A 20,473-nucleotide genomic window follows, 5' to 3' on the forward strand; every position below is an offset into this window, starting at 1 on the left:
CAATGGGCAGTTCACACATCATAATTATGGCTTGCGAGCGATTAGGACAGCCCGCAATGGTGCAGGATAACCTTCAATCGTCTTACTGTGATCGCTGGGGTCAAGGAAATCGGCCAGTGATTCGGTCTTCATCCATTCTGTCTGACGTTGCTCATCCTGTGTAGTAACCGCCTGATCAACAATCCTGACATCCATAAAGCCACACTTTTCTAGCCAGTTTTTCAGCATTTTGGCGGATGGAATAAAATAGACATTCCGCATTTGTGCGTAACGTTCACCCGGAATAAGACATTGATATTCGTCACCTTCAATGACCAAACTCTCTAAAATTAACTCACCACCTGAAACCAGCTGATTTTTCAATTGCCACAGATGATCGAGGGGAGAACGGCGGTGATAGAGTACGCCCATTGAAAATACCGTATCAAAGGCCTTCAGTTCTGGTAATTGTTCAATGCCCAAAGGTAACAGATGGGCGCGCTGATCATTACCCAGTAATTTTCTGACGGCTTCAAATTGGCAAAGAAAAAGTTGAGTTGGATCGATACCAACGACGAGTTGTGCACCTTCACCGACCATACGCCACATGTGATAACCGCTGCCACAACCGACATCCAGTACAGTTTTACCTTCTAAAGGCGAGATATGCGGAAGTACTCGATCCCATTTCCAGTCAGAACGCCATTCGGTATCAATGTTAACGCCATATAGCGAAAAAGGCCCCTTACGCCACGGCATGAATATCTTCAGAATATTTTGAATGCGGTTCTTTTCACTGCTCGATAACTCTGGTTCATGGGCAGTAATGACGCCATTTTTCAGGTCAAGATGGGTCGGCTGGATTTCAGGCAGATTCTCCAGATTTTTTAACCATGAACTGAACTGACCATGCAATGATGCTTTGTGCCAATGGTTTAATTGTGCTGGCAGGCATTCTAACCAATGATTCAAGTGGTTTTTGGCGATCAACTGATAAAAATTACCGAAATTGATCATTGGTCAGTTCCTTTTATTGCCAATAATGAGCCGAAATTGAAGCATTGGTACCAGACTTCAACTTGCTGGAATCCCGCTTTTTTGAGGCGTGATTTATGGGTTTCAACAGAATCTGTCCGCATGACGTTTTCCAGCATGCTGCGTTTTTGGCTGATTTCCAGCTCACTGTAACCGTTGGCTCGTTTGAAGTCATAGTGCATATTGAATAATAAATCGCCAATTTGTTCATCTTCGAAATTGAATTTCTCAGACAAAACCAGAACACCACCAGGTTTTAATCCTGCATAGATCTTATCTAGCATTTTTTTGCGATCATCGGGGTGCAGAAATTGTAACGTGAAATTCAGCACGACCATTGATGCATTTTGAATGTCGGTATCAAGAATATTCTGTTCGACGACCTCAACGGGGATGTTGGCCCTGAAAGAGTCAATGTGGCGGCGGCAGCGTTCAATCATTGCCGGTGAATTATCGACAGCGATAATACGGCAACCATTGATACTATTATTAATGGTATTATTATCAATCGTACTACAATCATTGGCACTTATGGCACGACGGATGGACAATGTGGCTGCACCTAGGGAACAACCCAGATCGTAAATTTGACTGTTTGGTGTTACAAAACGGCCTGCCAGCATACCTATCATAGAAATGATATTGGAATAACCGGGGATAGAGCGTTTCACCATATCGGGAAAAACTTCGGCAACTCGTTCATCGAAACTCCAGTCACCTAAATTGGCAATTGGGGCAGAGAACAGACTGTCCTGTTGATTATGTGGATCTTGATTTGACATAACTGCATTGGTTTTGGAAAAAATAGAAGCAGACATTCTAACAGAATGCGGGAAAAGGCAGAAAGGGGTAATCAATAGAAACCCACAAGCGGCAGAAATACCGCCTTGGGCAGCTTTATTGCTAGTGTTCAATTACCCCAGTCACATAGAATTAGCTGTGCTTCTGGGGAGGTGCTCCCTTGTTGTATACCCGTCGTCTTTCAAGTCACAGCTTTGTTGGCTACGTTAACTCACTCCAGTCATATAGTTATAAACATAGAGTTAGCTATGCTCCCGGGATTCGTTCCCTTGCCGTCGTCCATTGGGTATAGATGGTGTTCTATTTACGCATAGAGAGAAAAAATTTGTTCCCACGGTAAATGGTAAATATTAACGATAATCATTATCGTCATTGATATATACGTTGCTGCCATCCCCATGCGTCGCCAACGTATTTCGCGATGACGCAGACCAAAGTAGTGCAGTATTCTTCCGGAAAGCAGAACTAACCCACAGATATGCAGCATCCAGACAGCTGCGCCATTCATCTCCATCACAAGCAATAACAGCAGTGAAATTGGAATGTATTCAACAGCGTTACCATGTACCCGAATGGCGGTTTGTAATTCGTAAAAACCACCATCACCATGGACTACCTGATATTGCGTTCTTAATTTGACTACATCCAGAGACAGCTTAATCAACAGTAGTGCGCCTAGTACTATATAAAGCGAGCTAACCATTTTTTAACTCCATTGCCTAACTAAAAAAACGGCTGAATGATGATAAACTGCAAAAAGAAAACTGTCGCTATAAATCATAGTATTCAATAATAAATCCTATGAATGTTATCTGGTAGCAAAAAATTGTCTTGCCAAGAACAAAGTTATGGCCTTATCTCCGGTGATAATTTCCAGTATAATGGCTATCTTTTTTTGACAATTCTTCCTAAAAGAACAATGCCAAAATTTCCGCAGCAGAAAGCATAACGAGCTGATTAAAAGGATATTGTATGCGAACTAATTATTGTGGGCAGTTGAACCGAGTCCATGAGGGCCAAAAAGTAACACTTTGTGGATGGGTAAACCGTCGTCGTGATTTAGGTGGCCTGATCTTTATTGATATGCGAGATCGCGAAGGTATCGTTCAGGTCTTCTTTGACCCAGACCAACAAGAGGCATTCGCTCAGGCTTCTGAACTGCGTAATGAATTTTGTATTCAAATTACCGGGATTGTGCGTGCGCGTCCTGATAGCCAAATCAATAAAGATATGGTAACGGGTGAAATTGAAGTTTTCGCAGAAAGTCTGATGATTTTCAACCGAGCAGAGCCATTGCCACTGGACAGTAATCAAAATAACAGTGAAGAACAGCGACTGAAATATCGCTATCTTGACCTGCGCCGCCCTGAGATGTCTCAGCGCCTGAAAACGCGTGCAAAAATCACCAGTTTTGTTCGCCGTTTCATGGATGATGCAGGTTTCCTTGATGTGGAAACACCGATGCTGACCAAGGCAACGCCCGAAGGTGCGCGTGACTATTTAGTGCCAAGCCGTGTCCATAAAGGTAAGTTTTATGCACTGCCACAGTCTCCACAGCTTTTCAAACAATTACTGATGATGTCCGGTTTTGACCGTTATTATCAAATTGTGAAATGCTTCCGTGATGAAGATTTACGTGCAGACCGCCAACCAGAATTTACTCAGATCGATGTTGAAACTTCATTTATGACCGCAGAGCAAGTTCGCGAAGTCATGGAAAAAATGATCCGCGAACTGTGGTTGGATGTTCGGAATGTCGATTTGGGTAACTTCCCAATTATGACATTCGAAGAAGCTATGCGTCGCTTTGGTTCGGATAAACCAGACCTACGTAACCCGTTGGAACTGGTGGATGTGGCTGATTTGGTCAAAGACGTAGAGTTTTCCGTTTTTGCTGCACCAGCAAATGATCCAAAAGGTCGTGTGGCTACTATCTGTATTCCTGGTGGAGCAGAACTGAGCCGTAAACAAATCGATGAATATGGCAAGTTTGTTGGTATCTATGGCGCAAAAGGGCTGGCATGGATGAAAGTTAACGATCGTGCAGCAGGTTTGGAAGGGGTACAAAGTCCGATTGCCAAATTCTTGTCTGCCGAGGTGGTTGACGGTTTGTTGTCTCGTACCAATGCGCAGAATGGTGATATTCTGTTCTTCGGCGCTGATAAGAAAAGTGTCGTTACCGATGCCATGGGAGCGCTACGTCTGAAGTTAGGACGTGACTTGAATATTACAGATTTGGCAAGCTGGAAACCGCTTTGGGTCGTTGATTTCCCAATGTTTGAAGACAATGGCGAAGGTGGTTTGACTGCAATGCACCATCCATTTACTTCACCATGTGATATGACAGCTACAGAATTGGAAAACAATCCTGAAGCAGCTATTGCCAATGCTTATGATATGGTTATCAATGGTTACGAAGTGGGTGGTGGTTCTGTTCGTATCCATCGTAATGAAATGCAACAGACTGTATTCCGCATTTTGGGTATTAATGAGCTGGAACAGCAGGAAAAATTTGGCTTCCTGTTAAATGCCCTGAAATACGGTACACCTCCTCATGCAGGTCTGGCTTTTGGTCTGGATCGTCTTGTCATGTTATTGACAGATACAGATAATATTCGCGATGTGATTGCCTTCCCGAAAACAACCGCAGCGGCATGTTTAATGACTGAAGCACCAAGTTACGCAAATTCAGCATCACTGGAAGAACTGGCAATTACAGTTGTGAAAAAAGAGAGCAAATAATGGCTTACAAGCGCCCTGAATCTGTGTTGGTTATGATTTACGCCGTTAACAGCAAAAGGGTGCTGATGCTACAGCGACGGGATGATCCCGAATTTTGGCAATCCGTAACGGGCAGCCTTGAAGAAGGCGAAAAACCGCGGGCCGCGGCATTACGTGAAGTGCAGGAAGAGATAGGCATTGATATCGACAATGAAAATATTGAATTGATGGATTGTCAACGCTGCCTTTATTATGAGATTTTCTCTCATTTACGATATCGGTATGCCCCAGGAATAACGCGCAATAAAGAACATTGGTTCTCGCTGGCGTTACCTGAGGAGCGTCAAATCTTGCTGACTGAACATTTGGCTTATCAGTGGTTGGAGGCTGAACAAGCCGCCAGATTAACTAAGTCATGGAGCAATCGGCAAGCAATTGAAGAGTTTGTTATTTAGTCTACTAGACGTTTTATCGGAGATATTTTCATGGCAGGTCATAGTAAATGGGCCAATACGAAACACCGCAAAGCTGCGCAGGATGCAAAACGCGGTAAGATTTTTACCAAAATTATCCGTGAATTGGTAACGGCCGCACGTTTGGGTGGGGGAGAACCTGATTCTAACCCACGTTTGCGTGCAGCCATCGATAAAGCGCTGTCCAACAACATGACTCGTGATACCTTGAATCGCGCAATTGCTCGTGGTGTGGGCAACGATGAATCAGATAACATGGAAACCATCATTTATGAAGGTTACGGCCCGGGTGGTACAGCCGTTATGGTTGAGTGCCTGAGTGATAACCGTAACCGTACAGTTTCTGATGTTCGCCACGCATTCACCAAAACGGGCGGTAATTTGGGTACGGATGGTTCTGTTTCTTATCTATTCACCAAGAAAGGGGTTATTTCTTACGCGCCAGGATTGGATGAAGATGCGGTGATGGAAGCAGCATTGGAAGCCGGGGCTGACGATGTTGAAACTTATGATGATGGTGCGATCGACGTCTATACTACACCAGAGGCTTTTGGTGATGTTAAAGATGAGTTGGATGCTGCGGGCTTCAAGGCAGATTCTGCTGAAGTTTCCATGATCCCATCCACCAAAGCAGAACTGGATGCAGAAACTGCACCGAAATTACTTCGTCTGATCGATATGCTTGAAGATTCTGACGACGTTCAAGAAGTTTACCATAATGGTGAAATTTCTGATGAAATTGCAGCATTGCTGTAATTAGCATCAAAATTCACAGCGTAGAGAAAGTGTTCCTTATATCAGGGCACTTTCTCTAACGTTTTATCCCATATCACAGGCGAGAAGAGATCTAGGCGAATAAGGCGATATGGCGATTATTCTTGGTATTGACCCCGGTTCCAGAGTTACGGGGTATGGTGTTATCCGCCAGCAGGGACGACAACTTATCTATCTCGGTAGCGGTTGTATTCGAACAAAAGTAGATGATTTACCCACTCGTTTGCAGAGGATCTATGCCGGAGTTACCGAAATCATTACTCAATTCCAGCCCGATGCTTTTGCCATAGAACAGGTTTTCATGGCGAAAAACGCAGATTCCGCTCTGAAGTTGGGGCAGGCGCGAGGTGTGGCGATGGTAGCTGCGGCTAATCAATCTATTCCTGTGTTTGAATATGCGGCCCGACAGGTGAAACAAACAGTAGTTGGTACGGGAGCGGCCGAAAAAAGTCAGGTTCAACATATGGTACGTTCGATATTGAAATTGTCAGCTGACCCGCAAGCTGATGCCGCTGATGCACTGGCTATCGCTATTACACATTGTCATTTTAATCAAAATTTACTGCGGGTAGGTGATGCGCGGTTAAATTTAACGCGCGGGCGTCTGAAATAGTTTATGCTGGATATACGTCCAGCTTTTTTTGTGCTATAAGCTAGCAGAATGATTTATTTTTATTTTCAGGGGGTAAACAGTGATAGGGCGTTTGAGAGGAACCGTGTTGGAAAAACAGCCACCGTTGGTTTTATTGGAAACTAATGGTATCGGTTATGAAGTTCATATGCCAATGACCTGTTTTTATGAACTGCCTGAAATCGGCCAAGAGGCCATTTTATTTACACAATTTATTGTGCGTGAAGATGCCCAGTTATTATATGGTTTTAATGATAAGCAAGAACGCGCGCTATTCCGTGAACTGATTAAAGTGAACGGCGTCGGGCCAAAATTGGCTTTGGCGATCCTTTCTGGCATGTCTGCTCAACAATTTGTTACCGCGATTGAGCAGGAAGCGATTGCTTCATTGGTCAAATTACCGGGCGTTGGCAAAAAAACGGCTGAAAGGCTGGTGGTAGAAATGAAAGATCGCTTTAAGGGACTTAACGGCGATCTATTTAATCAAAGTCATGATATTAATTTGCCCGCTGCAACCAAACAGGCAAATTCCGACGCTGATATTGAAGCGGAAGCAGCCGCAGCATTGGTTTCTCTGGGGTATAAACCGCAGGAAGCCAGCCGAATGGTGGGTAAGGTTGCCAAACCGGGGGCAGATTGTGAAACCCTTATTCGAGAAGCGCTTCGTGCAGCTCTGTAATCGCAGGAGTTAAGTGATGATTGAAGCTGACCGTTTGGTTTCAGCAGAAGTTCTGCAAGATGATGAAGCCGTTGATCGCGCTATCCGACCGAAATTTCTCTCTGAATATGTTGGGCAACCTCACGTTTGTGAACAGATGGAAATTTTTATCCAAGCTGCACGCCAACGTGGAGATGCACTGGATCATTTATTGATTTTTGGCCCTCCGGGATTGGGTAAAACTACGCTGGCAAATATTGTTGCGAATGAAATGGGGGTTAACCTCCGGACAACATCGGGGCCAGTGCTGGAAAAGGCGGGGGATCTCGCTGCCATGCTGACCAATCTGGAACCTCACGATGTGTTGTTCATTGATGAAATCCACCGTTTATCGCCCGTTGTGGAAGAAATTCTTTATCCCGCAATGGAAGATTATCAATTGGATATCATGATTGGAGAAGGGCCTGCGGCCCGTTCAATCAAAATTGATCTTCCTCCATTTACGCTGATTGGAGCGACCACCCGTGCGGGTTCTTTAACTTCTCCTTTGCGCGATCGATTTGGTATTGTGCAACGCCTTGAATTTTATAACACCGATGATTTGCAAAGCATTGTGTCCCGCAGTGCCCGCTATATGGGTTTGGGTATCTCAGACGATGGAGCAAGGCAAATCGCGATGCGTTCCCGCGGTACGCCTCGTATTACAAACCGTCTGCTGCGTCGTGTGCGTGATTTTGCTCAAGTCAAAGGTGATGGTTCAATTAATGGTAATATTGCTGCTCAAGCCCTTGATATGTTGAATGTGGATTCAGCCGGGTTTGATTATCTTGACCGTAAATTATTGGTTGCCATTATTGATAAATTTATGGGCGGGCCTGTTGGGGTGGATAATTTAGCTGCTGCGATTGGTGAAGAGAGGGAAACCATAGAAGACGTTCTGGAGCCTTTCTTGATCCAACAAGGATTTATTCAGCGGACTCCTCGAGGACGAATTGCAACCAACCATGCTTATCGGCATTTTGGTCTGAGTAAAGAAGGGGCATGCTAGATCTAAACAAACTAGTTCAAATCACGTTCTAAGAGCTGGATGTCTTGTGACTTACAAGGAAAAGGATGTTGCCGCGACCTATTGGCAGTAATAATTCTCCATCATTAAAATGAAGGGTTACATTTGTTCGAATTGCAACCCTTTGATGTATGTAACCTGTACCTGATTAATTTTGTGATGAAGTAGATTAATTTCAGTTTTTCGCTTTACACGCTAAACTCAACGTAAATAACATTGCTGCACAAAGCACAACTGAAGGCCCCGCAGGTGTGTTATAGCATGCTGATAAAGTTAATCCTCCCGTGATAGACAACATCCCGATAATAATTGCAAAAAAGGCCATTTGCTCGGGTGTTCGGGAAAAACGGCGGGCGGTAGCAGCAGGGATAATCAGCAGTGAAGTGATGATTAGCGCTCCGACGAATTTCATTGCCAGCCCTATGGTCAATGCTGTCACTAACATCAGTAGAACACGCAGGCGCTGAATTTTTATGCCATCAACAAAGGCCAAATCCTGGTTGACTGTCATTGATAGCAGGGCACGCCATTGCCATGTCAATAATCCGGTAACAATTACAACACCTACCGCAATTAGCCAGAGATCTTCGTAAGTGACAGACAGCAAATCGCCGAATAAATAAGCCATCATATCGACACGGACATTGGTCATAAAGCTGACAACGACCAAACCGAGAGATAGCGCACTGTGAGCCATAATGCCTAACAGTGTATCGACCGCCAATTGCGGGCGTTTTTCCAGCCAAACTAAAATGATGGCTAATATCAATGTCACTGCAATAACCGCATAAAACGGATTTACATTCAATAAAAAACCGAATGCGACACCGAGCAATGAAGCGTGTGCCAGCGTATCACCAAAATAGGACATTCTGCGCCAGACAACAAAAGAACCGAGTGGCCCAGCAGCAATTGCTAATAAAATACCAGCCAGCCAACCGGGAAGTAATAATTCGATCATCGACGTGGTTCTCCACCATTTTTCAAAATAATTTTTCCTCTCAGGTCATGTTGATGATTGTGATGATGACGATAAACCGCCAGTTGTTCTGCGCCATGACGACCAAACATTGCGATGAATTCTGGATGCATTGATACTACTTCAGGGGTACCAGAGCAGCAAATGTGTTGATTAAGGCATAAAACTTCGTCTGTTTTCGCCATCACCAAGTGCAGGTCATGGGATACCATAAGTACCGCGCAATTAAGTTCTGTTCTGATTTGGTTGATTAAATCGTAAAGTGCCAGTTGACCATTGACATCAACACCTTGGGTTGGCTCGTCAAGAACCAGAAGTTGAGGATGATTGAGCAAGGCTCTGGCGAGTAAAACTCGTTGGGTTTCTCCACCTGATAGCTTTTGCATCGGTTGTTCCAATAAATGGGCAGCTTTGACGCGATTTAATACTGGTATGATATCTGCTGATTTGACGTTGGGTCTTAGCATCATGAAGCGTTTAACAGTCAAGGGCAGAGTGGAATCAAGGTTAAGCTTCTGTGGAACATATCCAATTTTTAATGCTTGGCTGTGTTCGATAGTGCCTGATGTGGGGGAAACTAAACCAAGAACGACACGAACCAACGTTGACTTTCCAGCGCCATTTGGGCCGATTAGCGTTAGGATCTTGCTTTGTTTGAGATTGAACGAAATATTGTTTAATACTTTGCGGTTACCAAATTCAACCGTAATATTTTTTAGGGTGATCATAGTGGACATGTTAAAAGAGTCTTGCAGAATCATTGGGATGTTATAATATAACATTATTCAAATTACTGCATGGAATATTCATATTATGTTACACAAACCTCAGAAATACGCGCATAAATTTTTTTGTAAAGTCGCGTTAGTTGCTGCCATGCTGGCAGGAGTGAATGGATTTGCTCAAGCAGATGTCGTTACATCCATTCGTCCATTGGGTTTTATTGCTGCTGCCATTACTGATGGTGTAACAAACACTCAAGTACTTTTGCCTGATGGGGCTTCTCCACATGATTATGCTTTACGTCCATTAGATGTTAGGAAAATCAATCAGGCTGACTTGGTTGTCTGGATTGGGCCAGATATGGAAACTTTTTTAGCTAAACCAATAGCTAGAATTGAACAAAATAAACAACTGGCACTGGGTGGATTGCTTAGCATTAAGCCATTGTTATTGAAAAACAGCAAAGATGATAATGAACCAGTTGAATCGAGTCAGCAAAAACATGAAACTGATCACGAACATCACCATCATGGTGAATATAATATGCATATTTGGCTCTCTCCTGAAATTGCAGAAAAAGCCGCTCAGGCAATATATGAACGACTTGTTGAGCAGTATCCTCAACAAAAACACCAATTAGAAGTAAACCTACGTAAATTCAATGGACAGCTTGCACAAACTGATAAGAATATTGCTAGTATTTTAAAGCCTGTGCGAGAACAAGGTTATTTCGTTTTTCATGATGCATACGGTTATTTTGAAAAACATTATCAATTGGCTCCATTGGGGTTTTTCACGGTCAACCCTGAAATACAACCCGGCGCGCAGAGATTACATTACATACGAACACAACTGGTTGAGCAAAAATCCAAATGTATTTTTGCTGAACCTCAATTCAGGCCAGCCGTTATTCATGCCGTGGCAAAAGGCACAGGTGTACGTACTGGGACACTTGACCCTTTGGGGAGTGGCATCATATTGAATAGAGACAGCTATACGAAATTTATAACTCAGTTGTCAGAACAATATGCGAGCTGCCTGAATTAGTAAAATAAGGAATTTTATTAGTGCAGCAGATAGCTAAAACTATCTTTTTGGTATACAACAACCTGCCGAAACCACACAAAATTATGCTGGGGTCTTTGACGTTAGTAACTTTGGCTATCGCGGTATGGCGGCCGGTTGTTTATCATGAGATAGAAGAACGTACTGGCAATATTATTCTCAGCACACCCAATAATATCTCTGGTGTGGTTGATGAGTCAGTAACCGATAGTGATACTGATGAAGTGTTCCCCGATGCTGGGATTAGGGATGAAGATAGCGGCAGTTCCGATACAATAGAAGAAAATATTCCCCATCAATATGTTGTTTCCAGTGGTGATAGCTTAAGTTCCATTTTAACTCAGTTTGGAATTGATTCCTCCGATGTCGCGTTGTTGGCAAACCAATATAGAGGATTGCGTAATTTAAGCATAGGTCAGTCCCTATCATGGACTATTGATGAAAATGGTAAGTTAAAAACTATGACGTGGGATGTTTCACGCCGTGAAAAGCGCGTTTATACCCGTGAAGGAGATGATTTCCAAGAAGCAAAGGAACTCCAGAAAGGGGAATGGAAAAACAATGTTATCACCGGCACAGTCGATGGCAGTTTTAATGGTAGTGCTCTCAGTGCCGGGTTAACCAATAGTGAAGCCAGAGAAGTGATAAAGGCGCTGCAATGGCAGATAGATTTTCGTAAGTTGCGTAAAGGCGATCGTTTTTCTGTGCTGATGTCTCGTGAGATGCTTGAGGGAAAGAGTGAGCAAAGCCAATTATTGGGTGTTCGCTTGCAAAATGGTGGAAATGATTATTACGCCTTCCGGGCCGATGATGGTCGTTTTTATGATAGTAACGCGTCCGGTTTGGAACGTGGCTTCCTGCGTTATCCGACAACGAAACAATTCAGAGTATCATCTCCTTTCAATCCACATCGCTTAAATCCGGTAACAGGGCGGGTTACCGCACATAAAGGGATTGATTTTGCCATGCCTGTGGGAACACCCGTTATGGCGGTAGGTGATGGGGAAGTTGTTGTCGCGAAATTTGATGGTGCGGCCGGTAACTTCATCGCTATTCGACACGGCCGTCAATATACGACTCGGTATATGCACTTGAGAAAAATACTGGTAAAACCTGGTCAGAAAGTGAGACGTGGTGAACGTATTGCGTTATCAGGTAATACAGGTCGTTCAACTGGCCCGCATTTACATTTTGAATTCTGGGATAACCAGCAGCCTGTTAATCCACTTACTGCGAAATTACCGCGTTCTGGTGGGTTAAATGGTAAAGATCGTGCTGAGTATGTAGCAATGGTCAAGGAAATTAGGCCTCAACTCGTGCTAGATTAAATGCACAGGCTTTCAATTATTGAAGACACAAAAGCGGATGATCGATATCATCCGCTTTTGTATTGTTTTTTGTTGGAAATTTGCGTTTAGAAAGCGAGTGCTGGGAGCATCAGAATTAGCTCATGAATAAAGTAAAAGATACAGATAGTAAATTGGGATATGTCCCTCGGTTTCATCGCTCTTATTTGCATCCCCGTTATTGGGGGCTTTGGGCTGGTGTGGGAATATTGGCGGGATTAGCTTATATCCCAGTAAAATGGCGTGATCCATTACTGGCCAAGATAGGGATTTTGGGGGGCAGAAAAGCGAAAAGTGCCCGCCGTAGGGCAAAGATCAATTTAATTTATTGTTTTCCTGAACTAACGGAACAACAGTGCGAAGATTTGATTGATAAAATGTTTGCCACCGCGCCTCAGTCATTTGTCATACTGGCAGAACTTTGTCTGAGAGGGGCTGAATCGACGCTTGAGCGTACTCGATGGCATGGTGAAGAAATTATCCAAACCTTAAAAGCACAAGGTAAGAATGTCATTTTACTGGTTCCCCATGGTTGGGCGATTGATATTCCAGCCATGCTGTTAGCCGCACGAGGCCAAAAAGTGGCTGGCATGTTTCACCATCAGAGTAATCCTGTTGCTGATTATTTATGGAACAAAGTTCGGACTCATTTTGGTGGACGCCTGCATTCCCGTGAGGTGGGCATCAAACCATTTATTGCGTCGATCCGTCAGGGGTTTCTGGGCTATTATTTGCCCGATCAGGATCATGGCGAAGAACACAGTGAGTTCGTCGATTTTTTTGCTACTTACAAGGCGACTCTACCCGCGGTTGGGCGTTTGATGAAAGTCAGTCGGGCATCCGTTGTGCCATTATTTCCGGTTTATGATCACCAAACTCATCAGTTGGATATCTATATTCGCCCACCGATGGATGATATTGAAGGGCAGGATGATGCTTATATTGCCCGTCGTATGAATCAGGAATTAGAAGAATTGGTTAAACCAAATCCTGAACAATATACGTGGATATTGAAATTACTTAAAACACGGAAAGAAGGAGATATTGAGCCTTATAAAAGGAAAGATCTTTAATTCCTGATCACATTAGGTATCGGTATCAGAAGGGGCAGCATGCTGCCCTTTGTCATTTGCATTTGTTGGGTCGATTACTCGACTTCAAGTATGCGGCAAGTATTGGTACTGCCAATCGTTCTCATTTGATCACCTTGAGTTACCAACACCAAGTCCCCAGAATCGAGATAACCTTTATCGCGCAGACGCGTTATCGCTTCGTTTGCCGCTGAAATCCCATCAGTGTGTGTGCTGCAATAAACCGGAGTGACACCTCGGTAAAGAGCGGTACGGTTTAACGTCGATTCATGGCGCGACATGGAAAAGATAGGTAGGCCAGAGCTGATACGTGACATCATACGAGCCGTGCGGCCTGATTCAGTCATGGCAATAATTGCCTTGACACCTTTCAGGTGATTGGCGGCATACATAGTGGACATTGAAATGGCTTCTTCAACGCTATCGAAGGTGATATCCAAGCGATGTTTGGAAACATTGATGCTTGGCATTTTTTCAGCCCCTAAACAGACTTGAGCCATGGCGGCGACAGTTTCTGCTGGATATTGGCCCGCCGCTGTTTCAGCCGAGAGCATAACAGCATCAGTACCATCCAGCACCGCATTGGCAACATCCATCACTTCAGCACGCGTTGGCATTGGATTGGTGATCATGGACTCCATCATTTGAGTGGCGGTAATCACGACACGATTCAGTTGACGGGCTCGGCGGATCAGTTTTTTCTGTACACCAACCAGCTCAGGGTCACCAATTTCAACGCCCAGATCGCCCCGGGCGACCATGACGACATCAGATGCCAGAATGATTTCATCAATAATTTCATCGCTGCTGACGGCTTCTGCTCGTTCAACTTTGGCGACAATTTGCGTTTCACAACCCGCATCTCGTACGAGTCGGCGAGCATAATTCAGGTCTTCACCTGAGCGAGGGAAAGAAACGGCAAGATAATCAACATTAATTTTGGCCGCAGTGATAATATCTTCTTTATCTTTTGCAGTTAGTGCTTCAGCTGATAATCCGCCACCCAGTTTATTGATGCCTTTATTATTGGACAGAGGGCCGCCGACAGTCACTTCCGTGTAGACTTTCATGTCCTGAACATTCAAGACTTTCAGCTGAACCCGCCCATCATCCAGTAGCAGAGTATCTCCGGCTGTAACATCGGACGGTAAACCTTTATAGTCGATACCGACTTTTTCTTTATCCCCTTCTCCTTTACCCAGCGTGGCATCCAGCAAGAATTTATCCCCAATATTCAGGAAAATTTTCCCTTCCTTAAAGGTGGATACGCGTATTTTGGGTCCTTGCAGATCACCGAGGATGGCAACGTGACAGCCCAAACGGGCAGCAATTTCGCGCACTTTATTTGCGCGTTGAATATGATCTTCTGCGGTACCGTGAGAGAAATTAAGGCGGACAACGTTAGCACCCGCATTGATGACTTTTTCTAGATTATTGTCACGATCTGTAGCAGGGCCAAGTGTAGTGACGATTTTCGTTCTTCTGAGCCGTTTGGACATGTATTACTCCGTTGACCTGTGAAGTATGCGTTTTTGATTACCGTAGCATAACCATTTAACTTCTTGATAATCAATCCCGTACTGCTAATGGTGCAGATGAGGGAAGTCTATTGGATATATATATGCTATCAGTCTGGAGAGCTGATAAATAGTGAACAAAAACAAAGTTTATTTTTCTTGGGTTATTCATTCTTATCAAACCGAGAATTACGTAATGCTTCTTTGACCCTCTTCAAGTTATCTCTGAATTTTGAACCACGGCGTAGTGTAAACCCCGTTGCCAATACATCAATGATAGTAAGTTGAGCAATTCTGGAGACCATTGGCATATAAATATCCGTATCTTCGGGAACGTCCAGCAGAATCGAGAGAGTCGCTTCGTGTGCTAAAGGGGAACCCGTTGAGGTGATGGCGATCACTGTAGCATCATTTTCACGGGCTAGTTTGGCAATTTCCACGAGGCTTTTTGTTCGTCCGGTATGAGAAATCAGCACGACGACATCTCCTTCAGTGTTGTTAATACAGCTCATTCTCTGCATCACAATATCGTCAAAATAGGTGACCGGAATATTGAATCTAAAAAACTTGTTCATGGCATCATGGGCGACAGCAGCAGATGCTCCCAAACCAAAAAACGAGAGCTTTCTTGCCTGCGTTAGCAAGTCAACCGCACGGTTAATCGCCATAATATCCAGATTACTCTTGACTGTCTCCAGATTAGCCATAACAGATTCAAAAATTTTGTTGGTATAAGATATGACGCTGTCACTTTCTTCCACGTTGCGATTTACATACGGCGTGCCATTGGCAAGACTCTGTGCCAAATGCAATTTAAAATCGGGGAATCCTTTGGTGCCCAAGCGGCGACAAAAACGATTAACCGTAGGTTCACTGACATCGGCCACTTTAGCCAGAGTGGCAATACTTGAATGAATGGAAGTTTGTGGTGAAGCGAGGATGACCTGCGCAACCTTTTTCTCTGACTTACTCAAAACATCAAGACTATTTTGGAGCCGTTCCAGTATGTTCATAAAACGCAGTTCAACCTCGGTTTTAACGATTTCATTAACAGAAGAAACCTATGTCATTTTTATGAAAATATACTACTTGTTATTGAAAGCTGGCAGTGACAAGTACCCGATGTTCTGAGGTTTTTCATGAAAATATGACAAGTGTCTAACTTTCAACTTGGTAATATTACTTCTTAAACGTTGTAAAATTTCAATTGTCGCTATAAAAGTAAAACTCACATGAATATAAAAATGGAGTACAAAAAGCATTAGTGAGGTTTATGTAGGCAATAAATACCCAATAGATCCGATATCGTAGCCAACAAAATGGCAACATGAAGAAGAGAGTATCGATGAATAATCGGTGTTTACTGCTTATAACCAAAAGAGTACATTACTCGATGGTTCTGTAAAAAAATTACAATATCCCGTAATTGAGGAGATGCAACATGGCGGTGACGTCTACAGCTCAGGCTTGTGATTTGGTGATTTTTGGGGCGAAAGGAGACTTAGCACGCCGGAAATTAATGCCTTCCCTTTACCAGTTAGAAAAAACGGGTTATATCCACCCAGATACCCGAATTATTGGTGTCGGTCGCGCTGATTGGGATAAAAAAGCGTATATCAAAGTTGTTGAAGAAGCGTTGACCACATTTTTGCCCGAGAAATTGGAGCCTGAACTGTGGAAAAAACTCAGTTCACGTCTGGAATTCTGTAATTTGGATGTTAATAAAACGGATCATTTCACCAAATTGGCAGAGGTACTCAATACAAGCAACTTGCCAGCGATTCATTATTTTGCCATGCCGCCAAGTACATTCGGAGCAGTATGTCATGGTTTGGGCGCAGCGGGGCTGAATAAGGGACCTAATCGCGTCGTGATGGAAAAGCCTCTGGGAACAGATCTTGCTTCTTCCAGAGCCATTAACGATGAAGTAGCAAAATATTTCAATGAAAAGCAAATTTACCGTATTGACCATTATTTGGGCAAAGATACAGTACTGAACCTACTGGCGTTGCGTTTTGCCAATTCACTGTTTGTTAATAATTGGGATCATCGCACGATTGATCATGTGCAAATTACCGTAGCTGAAGAAGTTGGTATCGAAGGGCGTTGGGGGTATTTTGATCAGGCTGGGCAGATGCGTGATATGATCCAGAACCATCTTCTGCAAATCCTGACTATGATTGCTATGTCACCACCTGCTGACCTGACAGCCGATCGTATTCGTGATGAGAAAGTGAAAGTATTGCGTTCATTGCGTCGAATTGATAACACCAATGTGCGGGAAAAAACCGTTCGCGGGCAATATACCGCAGGTTTTGTGCATGGTAAGAAAGTTCCTGGTTATCTGGAAGAAGAGGGTGCGAATAAAGTCAGCAAAACTGAAACTTTTGTTTCGATTCGTGTTGATATTGATGATTGGCGCTGGTCTGGTGTTCCTTTCTACCTGAGAACAGGGAAACGTTTACCGGCCAAGTGTTCTGAAGTTGTTGTCTATTTTAAAGAACCACCCCTGAATTTGTTTGCTGAATCCTACCAGCAATTACCACAGAATAAATTGACGATCCGCTTGCAGCCAGATGAAGGTATTGATATTGAAGTACTAAACAAGGCTCCGGGATTGGAACATAAACACCGCTTGCAAACGACCAAACTGGATTTGAGTTTCTCCGAAACCTTTAATCAAACGCATCTTGCGGATGCTTACGAAAGATTGCTGTTGGAAGCTATGCGCGGTATTCAGGCGCTGTTTGTCCGTCGCGATGAAGTGGAAGAAGCATGGAAGTGGGTGGATTCCATAATAGAAGCATGGGCAGCGGATAATGAACCACCAAAACCTTATCAATCAGGTACTTGGGGGCCGGTGGCGTCCATTGCTATGATTACCAGAGATGGGCGTTCGTGGAACGAATTTGAATAACGAACTCTATTTTCTACTATTATCTGGCCGTGTCATGCGGTCAGATCCCATTCAAACCTACTCTTTTTAAATTTTTTGAAACACATCACGTTAAAAAAAGTTCCCATAGGTTACTAATTGGTTGATTTCAGTTCAAGCGATAATGAGTGAAAAGAAAGGGAATATAGTATGCGTGATGATGACACAAAAACTTGGCATGACCAATGGGCGCTAAAGCGTGAGCAGATAAATCGGGTGAAAGGTAGGGGAGAAGAGGATGTCAGAGATCAGTGGATTTCTGAACGGATAAAGAGTTATGACAAAGATGTACCAAAAAACGCGTTAACAAAGTTAAGTGCAATTTATAAAAATAGAGCCACAATAATTAACCATAACTGTTTGGATGAATTTGATACTATCCACAAACCGAGACCCGGAAGACATAAACCTCCTTTCCAACAACCACACGAAAGTTTAGATAATATATATATGCTTGAACGGTCTTGGCCTGAATCAGATAGACATAAACAACGTCAGCCTAGATTGAATGTGTTTAAACAGTGTTGTTGGCCTAGAGCAAGATATGATGATGACTGCTATTATTATGTGATGAAAAGAATAGATTCAATGGAGATATGCGTTCCAGATGGGCATTACATATACGTTATATATTCTGATATGCCTCAGATCGTTGTATGTAGTATTTGTGATTTCTCCAAGCCTCTAGTTACAGGCCATACTTCGCTGATCAAAGGCAGGCTTTTATGGTATCGCCATGATGCCAGTCAACCTCTCCCAAATGATGATGATATCGATCATACAAAATACCCTGTATTGTTAGCTGGTGAGCTTTTTTTCACCCATGGTATATTAACTCAGTGGAATAATCGGAGCGGCCACTATCGCCCCAGAAGTTCTCCTGTGTTAGAATTTGGCGCGACAGATCATATATTGCCTCGCAAGCTATTTAAAGACGTATTCCAATAGGCGATTTTATTTGTCATAATATACGCCTATCGGGATAGCGGCTGTGTTTAAAGTCAAATAGTTTGTAAAGTTAACTGTGTAACTTAAAAATGTGTCTGTCAGTTGTGTTTATTGTTTGGACATGCTAAAAATAGAGGCAATTAGTTACATCACTAACATGAGGGTTCGTAGTATATCACGCAGTGATCATCGTGTGATGAAAGAATAAAATATCATGAATAGCGCCAAAAGCGTCAACATTCAACATAGTAATAAAATTCAACGTTGTACCCACGTTTTCTTTCTCTCTGCTATCTTATCCAGTGAACACTACTGGTGCGGTGCCCTTTAGCGTCTTCTCCTGTTAACCGGTTTTTCGCCGGTAATCCTCATTTGCCAAAATATTTCGCTAAAACGTCAGTTTGATTCTGATACCGCGTATTCGCGTGCGCGTCTGACCTTGTGGTATTTACAGCTTGATATCTTGGCATGCTTTACTAGTATGTTCAGGAGAAAAAAATGATTTATTGGATATTTCTTGCATTGGCAATTGTGGCAGAAGTAATTGGTACTCTGTCGATGAAACAAGCCAGTGTTTCGGGTGATTTTACAGGCTTGATTGTGATGTACACCATGATCACCGCTTCTTATATTTTGTTGGCAATTGCCGTGAAAAAAGTCGCATTAGGGGTGGCTTATGCCCTGTGGGAAGGTATTGGAATACTGTTTATTACCGCGTTTAGTGTACTTTGGTTCAATGAGTCGCTTTCATTGATGAAAATGGGTGGATTGGTACTGCTGATAGCTGGAATTGCCTTGATTAAAGTAGGGTCAAAAAAAGCCTCAAGTAAGACTAAGATATTAAGCAGCTCTCCAATTAACATCTCTAACAAACAAATCGAGGAGGCATAATATGTTAACTCAATTTGAATGGTGGCATGCTGCGTTCTTGGTTCTGGCTGTTGTTCTGGAAATTTTTGCAAATATTTTACTGAAACTATCCAATGGTTTTCAGCGTCTTTGGATCGGTATCTTATCTCTGGTTGCTGTTTTGGGCGCATTCAGTGCGTTGGCTCAAGCTGTTAAAGGTATTGAACTTTCCATTGCTTATGCTTTATGGGGAGCATTCGGCATTATCGCTACGGTAGCTGCGGGCTGGATTATGTTTAATCAAAGACTGAACTTTAAGGGATGGGGTGGTATTGTGCTGCTATTGGCTGGCATGATAATGATTAAAATGGCTTAGAGCTTATTCATTAGGTTATTTTATTTACACAAAATGGCATTGAAGGCGCTATAGCGCTTTCAATGCCATGTGCATTTTGGTGAATGCAGATTATGCTTATAAAGCTGCGATAATTTTGATTTCTACTTTATATTCTGGGTGCATTAATTCGGCCTGAACGGTACAACGAACAGGTGCACTTCCAGCGACAACCCACGCATCCCAAGCGATGTTCATGCCCGCAAAATCGGCTTTATCTGCCAGAAAAATCATGGTATCAAGGATTTTGCTTTTATCTGAACCAAGGCGATGTAACAGCGTATCAATGGCAGCCAGTGTATCGACTGTTTGTTCTATAATATCGCCGTCCAGCTTTTCTGGTATGCTGGTATAATAAATGGTGTCATTGTGAACAACCGCTTCTGACCAACGGGCATTGGGATCAATACGTTTAATAGTCATTAAATGTCCTGTTAATTTATACAGTTTTTTGCTGAATTGGGTAGTTATTACAATCCAGTATTGGC

General features: G+C 43.2%; 21 protein-coding genes. 13 read left to right on the plus strand and 8 right to left on the minus strand.

Features of this window, described 5'->3' with window-relative positions; translation table 11 throughout:
- Nucleotides 1-24: 24 nt before the first annotated feature.
- The 3 genes from cmoB to Xhom_RS18245 form a co-directional block, all read right to left on the minus strand.
- On the minus strand, nucleotides 25-996 hold the full coding sequence (cmoB, locus tag Xhom_RS18235) for a tRNA 5-methoxyuridine(34)/uridine 5-oxyacetic acid(34) synthase CmoB (RefSeq protein ID WP_069315624.1): 972 nt from the start codon (nucleotides 994-996) through the stop codon (nucleotides 25-27).
- Nucleotides 993-1,796 carry a carboxy-S-adenosyl-L-methionine synthase CmoA gene (cmoA, locus tag Xhom_RS18240; protein ID WP_069318415.1) on the minus strand — a complete coding sequence of 268 codons (804 nt, stop codon included), beginning with the start codon at nucleotides 1,794-1,796 and terminating at the stop codon, nucleotides 993-995. The genes cmoB and cmoA overlap by 4 nt, the downstream gene beginning before the upstream one ends.
- A gap of 323 nt (nucleotides 1,797-2,119) precedes the next feature.
- The gene (locus Xhom_RS18245; RefSeq protein WP_069315625.1) at nucleotides 2,120-2,518 is read right to left on the minus strand and encodes an MAPEG family protein; all 399 of its coding nucleotides are present in this window, start codon (nucleotides 2,516-2,518) and stop codon (nucleotides 2,120-2,122) included.
- 269 nt (nucleotides 2,519-2,787) lie between these two features.
- Here Xhom_RS18245 and aspS point away from each other — a divergent pair, with 269 nt between their 5' ends.
- The 6 genes from aspS (at nucleotide 2,788) to ruvB (ending at nucleotide 8,120) form a co-directional block, all read left to right on the plus strand.
- A complete protein-coding gene (aspS, locus tag Xhom_RS18250) occupies nucleotides 2,788-4,557 on the plus strand; it encodes an aspartate--tRNA ligase (RefSeq protein WP_069315626.1) in 1,770 nt (589 codons plus the stop codon).
- Complete coding sequence (gene nudB, locus Xhom_RS18255; protein ID WP_069315627.1) at nucleotides 4,557-4,991, plus strand: dihydroneopterin triphosphate diphosphatase; 435 nt, start codon at nucleotides 4,557-4,559, stop codon at nucleotides 4,989-4,991. Before aspS ends, nudB begins: the two co-directional genes overlap by 1 nt.
- Nucleotides 4,992-5,021: 30 nt before the next feature.
- Nucleotides 5,022-5,765, plus strand: coding sequence for a YebC/PmpR family DNA-binding transcriptional regulator (locus Xhom_RS18260; RefSeq protein WP_069315628.1), 744 nt, complete (start codon nucleotides 5,022-5,024; stop codon nucleotides 5,763-5,765).
- Nucleotides 5,766-5,874: 109 nt separating this feature from the next.
- Nucleotides 5,875-6,396, plus strand: coding sequence for a crossover junction endodeoxyribonuclease RuvC (gene ruvC / locus Xhom_RS18265; protein WP_069315629.1), 522 nt, complete (start codon nucleotides 5,875-5,877; stop codon nucleotides 6,394-6,396).
- Between the two features lie 79 nt (nucleotides 6,397-6,475).
- Nucleotides 6,476-7,093: a Holliday junction branch migration protein RuvA gene (ruvA, locus tag Xhom_RS18270; protein ID WP_069315630.1), complete on the plus strand. Its 618-nt coding sequence runs from the start codon at nucleotides 6,476-6,478 to the stop codon at nucleotides 7,091-7,093.
- A gap of 16 nt (nucleotides 7,094-7,109) precedes the next feature.
- On the plus strand, nucleotides 7,110-8,120 hold the full coding sequence (gene ruvB, locus Xhom_RS18275; RefSeq protein ID WP_069315631.1) for a Holliday junction branch migration DNA helicase RuvB: 1,011 nt from the start codon (nucleotides 7,110-7,112) through the stop codon (nucleotides 8,118-8,120).
- Nucleotides 8,121-8,313: 193 nt separating this feature from the next.
- On the opposite strand, the gene znuB is transcribed toward ruvB, so the two are convergent.
- Nucleotides 8,314-9,099 carry a zinc ABC transporter permease subunit ZnuB gene (znuB, locus tag Xhom_RS18280; RefSeq protein WP_069315632.1) on the minus strand — a complete coding sequence of 262 codons (786 nt, stop codon included), beginning with the start codon at nucleotides 9,097-9,099 and terminating at the stop codon, nucleotides 8,314-8,316.
- Entirely contained in the window at nucleotides 9,096-9,854 is a 759-nt protein-coding gene (znuC, locus tag Xhom_RS18285) for a zinc ABC transporter ATP-binding protein ZnuC (protein WP_069318416.1), read from the minus strand. The genes znuB and znuC overlap by 4 nt, the downstream gene beginning before the upstream one ends.
- Before the next feature lie 76 nt (nucleotides 9,855-9,930).
- On the opposite strand from znuC, the gene znuA reads away from it, so the two are divergent.
- From znuA to lpxM, 3 genes are all read left to right on the plus strand, one after another.
- On the plus strand, nucleotides 9,931-10,887 hold the full coding sequence (znuA, locus tag Xhom_RS18290) for a zinc ABC transporter substrate-binding protein ZnuA (RefSeq protein ID WP_069315633.1): 957 nt from the start codon (nucleotides 9,931-9,933) through the stop codon (nucleotides 10,885-10,887).
- Between the two features lie 20 nt (nucleotides 10,888-10,907).
- Nucleotides 10,908-12,233 carry a murein DD-endopeptidase MepM gene (gene mepM, locus Xhom_RS18295; protein WP_069315634.1) on the plus strand — a complete coding sequence of 442 codons (1,326 nt, stop codon included), beginning with the start codon at nucleotides 10,908-10,910 and terminating at the stop codon, nucleotides 12,231-12,233.
- Nucleotides 12,234-12,355: 122 nt separating this feature from the next.
- The gene (gene lpxM / locus Xhom_RS18300) at nucleotides 12,356-13,324 is read left to right on the plus strand and encodes a lauroyl-Kdo(2)-lipid IV(A) myristoyltransferase (protein WP_069315635.1); all 969 of its coding nucleotides are present in this window, start codon (nucleotides 12,356-12,358) and stop codon (nucleotides 13,322-13,324) included.
- A gap of 74 nt (nucleotides 13,325-13,398) precedes the next feature.
- Here the strand turns inward: lpxM and pyk are convergent, their stop codons facing one another.
- Together pyk and Xhom_RS18310 are read right to left on the minus strand one after the other, a co-directional pair.
- Nucleotides 13,399-14,841, minus strand: coding sequence for a pyruvate kinase (gene pyk / locus Xhom_RS18305; protein WP_069315636.1), 1,443 nt, complete (start codon nucleotides 14,839-14,841; stop codon nucleotides 13,399-13,401).
- A gap of 182 nt (nucleotides 14,842-15,023) precedes the next feature.
- Entirely contained in the window at nucleotides 15,024-15,872 is an 849-nt protein-coding gene (locus Xhom_RS18310) for a MurR/RpiR family transcriptional regulator (protein WP_069315637.1), read from the minus strand.
- A 428-nt stretch (nucleotides 15,873-16,300) separates the two neighbouring features.
- On the opposite strand from Xhom_RS18310, the gene zwf reads away from it, so the two are divergent.
- The 4 genes from zwf to mdtI all read left to right on the plus strand — a co-directional run bounded on the left by zwf (nucleotide 16,301) and on the right by mdtI (nucleotide 19,967).
- Nucleotides 16,301-17,776, plus strand: a complete 1,476-nt coding sequence (gene zwf / locus Xhom_RS18315) for a glucose-6-phosphate dehydrogenase (protein ID WP_069315638.1) — start codon at nucleotides 16,301-16,303, stop codon at nucleotides 17,774-17,776.
- Nucleotides 17,777-17,944: 168 nt separating this feature from the next.
- Entirely contained in the window at nucleotides 17,945-18,742 is a 798-nt protein-coding gene (locus Xhom_RS18320) for a hypothetical protein (protein WP_069315639.1), read from the plus strand.
- Between the two features lie 498 nt (nucleotides 18,743-19,240).
- Nucleotides 19,241-19,633, plus strand: coding sequence for a multidrug/spermidine efflux SMR transporter subunit MdtJ (mdtJ, locus tag Xhom_RS18325; RefSeq protein ID WP_069315640.1), 393 nt, complete (start codon nucleotides 19,241-19,243; stop codon nucleotides 19,631-19,633).
- A gap of 1 nt (nucleotide 19,634) precedes the next feature.
- Nucleotides 19,635-19,967: a multidrug/spermidine efflux SMR transporter subunit MdtI gene (mdtI, locus tag Xhom_RS18330; RefSeq protein WP_069315641.1), complete on the plus strand. Its 333-nt coding sequence runs from the start codon at nucleotides 19,635-19,637 to the stop codon at nucleotides 19,965-19,967.
- A gap of 96 nt (nucleotides 19,968-20,063) precedes the next feature.
- Here mdtI and Xhom_RS18335 read toward each other — a convergent pair whose 3' ends face one another.
- Nucleotides 20,064-20,408, minus strand: coding sequence for a RidA family protein (locus Xhom_RS18335; RefSeq protein WP_069315642.1), 345 nt, complete (start codon nucleotides 20,406-20,408; stop codon nucleotides 20,064-20,066).
- Nucleotides 20,409-20,473: the final 65 nt, after the last annotated feature.

The organism is Xenorhabdus hominickii, from assembly GCF_002632725.1.
In the GTDB taxonomy this organism is placed as follows: Bacteria; Pseudomonadota; Gammaproteobacteria; order Enterobacterales; family Enterobacteriaceae; genus Xenorhabdus; species Xenorhabdus hominickii.